Origin of the sequence: Sphingomonas sp. STIS6.2, from assembly GCF_000732685.2 — a bacterium.
Classification (GTDB): domain Bacteria; phylum Pseudomonadota; class Alphaproteobacteria; order Sphingomonadales; family Sphingomonadaceae; genus Sphingomonas; species Sphingomonas aerolata.
The window spans coordinates 1-3,410 of record NZ_JPDP02000132.1 but is presented as its reverse complement, the minus strand read 5'-3'; the positions used below and the strand labels follow the sequence as shown (position 1 = coordinate 3,410).

At 55.0% G+C, this 3,410-nt stretch carries 2 protein-coding genes and 1 pseudogene; 1 reads left to right on the top strand and 2 read right to left on the bottom strand.

All coding sequences use genetic code 11. The features are described from left to right. Positions 1-517 (top strand): annotated as a pseudogene (locus sphst_RS14125) (tyrosine-type recombinase/integrase); the annotation flags it as partial. A gap of 110 nt (positions 518-627) precedes the next feature. Here sphst_RS14125 and sphst_RS14120 read toward each other — a convergent pair. Next, the gene (locus tag sphst_RS14120; RefSeq protein ID WP_031394642.1) at positions 628-1,119 is read right to left on the bottom strand and encodes a MucR family transcriptional regulator; all 492 of its coding nucleotides are present in this window, start codon (positions 1,117-1,119) and stop codon (positions 628-630) included. A gap of 411 nt (positions 1,120-1,530) precedes the next feature. Then, positions 1,531-2,073 carry a hypothetical protein gene (locus tag sphst_RS14115; protein WP_031394641.1) on the bottom strand — a complete coding sequence of 181 codons (543 nt, stop codon included), beginning with the start codon at positions 2,071-2,073 and terminating at the stop codon, positions 1,531-1,533. Between the last annotated feature and the right edge of the window lie 1,337 nt (positions 2,074-3,410).

Sequence of the window (3,410 nt, the reverse complement as noted above, 5' to 3'; positions counted from 1 at the left end):
TCCTCGATCAGCACCAGCGACTGCGGGATCGAGCATTGTTTGACCTGGCGATCGACAGCAAGCTGCGTGGTTGCGATGTGGTGAGGATGAGGATCGGCGATATCGTCCTTGGTAGCCATGTCCGAACCCGTGCGCTCGTCGTTCAGGCGAAAACAGGTAGGCCGGTGCAGTTCGAGTTGATGGCGGACGCCCGAGCAAGCTTGCTGGCATGGCTGGAGAGGCGAGGTGGTTCGCTTGCCGACTATGTCTTTCCTAGTCGAACCGATCATGCCCGCCCGCTCAGTACCCGTCAGTACGCCCGGCTGGTAGCCGAATGGGTGAACGGCATAGGGCTGCGCCGCGAAGAGTATGGGACGCACTCGCTCCGGCGGACCAGGCCTCCATCATCTACAAGGCGTCGGGCAATCTTCGCGCGGTGCAGATCCTACTCGGCCACGCCAAGATTGAGAATACCGTGCGCTACCTTGGCGTCGAGGTCGAAGACGCTTTGACCTTGTCAGAGGGCATCGAGGTGTAACCTACACCGGCTTCTCGCCACTGTGAGAAGCCGGACCGGACGGACGAGCGGCAGAAGTAGCCGTTCCCCTGCCGCCCAAAGGCTGGCCGTCAATGGAAGCCAGCTTTTACTTACTCGGCAGTTTCAACTTTTGGCTTTTTGGATTTTGCTGGGGCCTTCGATGCCGTGCCATTGCCGCTGCGGCTGCTACCCAAGCCAATCCGATGGGCCATCGCACGGCGCGCTTCCGAATAGGTCGTTGCAACCATCGGATAATCAGCCTTCAGATTGTACCGCTCGCGATATTCTTCTGGCGTCAGTCCGTGCGTCGTGAGGTGCCGGCGAAGTGTCTTGTATGGCTTGCCATCGATCATGCTGACGATGAAGTCCGGGTTGGCCAGCGACTTACGGGCCGACACTGCGGGGGTATATTGCTCGGTATCAGCGACAGGGGCGTTCGCCTCGCTAGCACCGCCGATTAAAGATTGAACGCTGGAGTGCATCTGGGCGAGAAACGCTGGAACGTCATCTGCTGATGTTCGCGTGTTTGGGTTCGACAACCATGCAATCGTCAGCTCGGTTGCAAGCTCGACGGCGTCTAGCTGGATAGTTTCGTCAGACATCATTCACTCCACGTATGTCGCCGCCATTTGGGGTCGCCTTTTTACAAAAACAACCGCGGCTGCATGCGACTGAAGCAATCAACCAAATCTCCGCATGAATAAGTAGCGATGCAAGCTATGCCAATATGTAAGTGATTGTGCCATTCTGGCCGTGAGGGAGGCAGGGTAAGAACGACACATTATTGAAGACATTTGCGCCCAATATGCGCACCTTTGTGCGAGCATGAGCCAAATGATCTTCAAGGTTGGCGGGGTGCAGTCCGGCAATCTTTGGCTCTGCTGCTACTGCCGATGACACCTATGGTCAGGCCATGGACGGCAGCGAAATGGCCGGAATTGGTGGGGAGCGGACTGTCCGGTCTTACTAGGCGACCTGGTCTAGCGGCTGTCTGATGAAAGACGGCGAGGGGATCAACGACACAGCTCCATCCATCGCCCGCCCGATTTCTCCTTTATCGTTGCTACCTCTTGGCAAAGGCCAGCGTAGTCAGACATCGCCATCCCATAGTCCACACGAACTAATCTGCCGTTGGAAATTCGATAGTAGACGTAGCGAAGAGGGTAATCGGGATGATAAAAAGTTGTCTTGCCTTCTGGAGGTATTGGGTAGGTGAACTCTCGAACTGACACACCTCCATCTGCCAAAAGCGTGTACTGATCGCGGCTGACGTAAAAGCCCTGCGGATCCGTCGGCATCTTCTGCTTGTAGGACTGTATCTCCCTCATCCAATCGGCGCGAGTTTTATGGACCAGAATGCCATCACGATAGACCTGCACGTCGTTGGCAATTAGTTGCTCAAACTGGGTCGTGTCTGCGACGGGGAAGCGATCCGGTAGTGAACTGAAGAACGCTAATTGCGCCTTCCATACGTCAGGCGGGGGCGGGGGCAGCTGGCCAAAGCCGCTCGATGAATAAAGGACGCCAGCTGCGGCAATAATCAATCCAAACCGCATGTTTGCGCCCCCGCCAGCATAAAATAAAACGAACCAGTCTAACGATGCTCGTCTCTCACCGCATAGTCTGTCGGAACGGTAGCTTCAGGGCAAGACTGACGAGTGCGGTAATGTCTGGGTCTGGGCGAATGCAGACTTGCCGCTTCGAATTAATGCCGATCAGCAGCGCGAGCGTCGCTACCTGGTAGGAAGCCGGCTTTTAAAATTTCGAAGGCGTTCTCACGCTGATTAGCCCCGCGCATATGCAAAACCACGGCACAAGGCCGACCCAAATATGACTTACATCTGTGAATTCGGAAATATATTTAATTATAGAGAAAGCAATAATGAGACTGACAGGTGATATCCACCAGATGCGCGATACCATTGGTATCGCAATAGCGGAAATCAATAGAGGGTAAAAAGTCCACCTCATGAGCCGAATTCTTGCGGCGCTATTTGGAGGCGTCCAGTAATCCCCTAACTCGAATATCACAGCAGCCAACAACGCGAGAGCTATAAGCGCGAAGGAAGCTCCTACTTTCAAGCATCCCCATGCAGCCGATTGCTCAGATGGTGATGCCATTTGTCGTGCCTTCATAATTCTGCATCTTCGCGTAGGACGCCGAAGGTTGAATGTTCGTGAAGGGAATGTCCGGTTATGGGCGGGAGCCGACCGACTCCTTCTCCGGCCGATACCAGCCGGTCGGTTTCTAGGGGATCAGGTCGGCTCGGGATCTTCGAAACGGCACGACCTGGTGGAAAGCCGCCATCCGCTCAGGCTCGGCTCGCGGTGTTACCTCACCGGTCAAGGCGCGGGAGTTGGGACGGTCCATGGGTTATAGCGGTCCAACGATCTTGAAGGATCATCAAGATACACAACGACTTGAAGTCTAAGACCTTTTTCGCTGATCTGCGCCGCGTCCGGTTTCGAAACGCTCGACCCTCTCAAAGCTTCAATTGCGACAGCTACGTCTCCGAATTGATCTGGAAAAGATCGGTCCCTGCGGCAACGTGTCGGCATTCGTGTTTTATCAACCGCGCAAGTCAGAACCACACGAAACATCTTCGTAGCGTTTGCCGGAAGAAGCGCGTCTAACTGCCGACGATTTGGTTCCCCGGCGAGCGTTATCCGGTCCCGCAAGTCTTTCCCATCCGTGACGAACGTGTTGAAAGATGACTCGCTAAGGCGTGATTGTGCGTGGCTTTCCGCCGCAAGTGACAGCCCGAAGCAAACGATAAATGCGGTCTTCCATGTCATTTTCTTACGGTAGCACTACCGCGAAGTTCCGCAATTGGGCGATTGTGTTGAAAAAGCTGGGATCGGCCGCGGGCAGGCCCGTAGTTTGAAACAGAGC

Coding starts and splice junctions, on each gene's coding strand:
- sphst_RS14115 (WP_031394641.1), bottom strand. CDS start 2,073: ATGCGGTTTGGATTGATTATTGCCGCAGCTGGCGTCCTTTATTCATCG.
- sphst_RS14120 (WP_031394642.1), bottom strand. CDS start 1,119: ATGTCTGACGAAACTATCCAGCTAGACGCCGTCGAGCTTGCAACCGAG.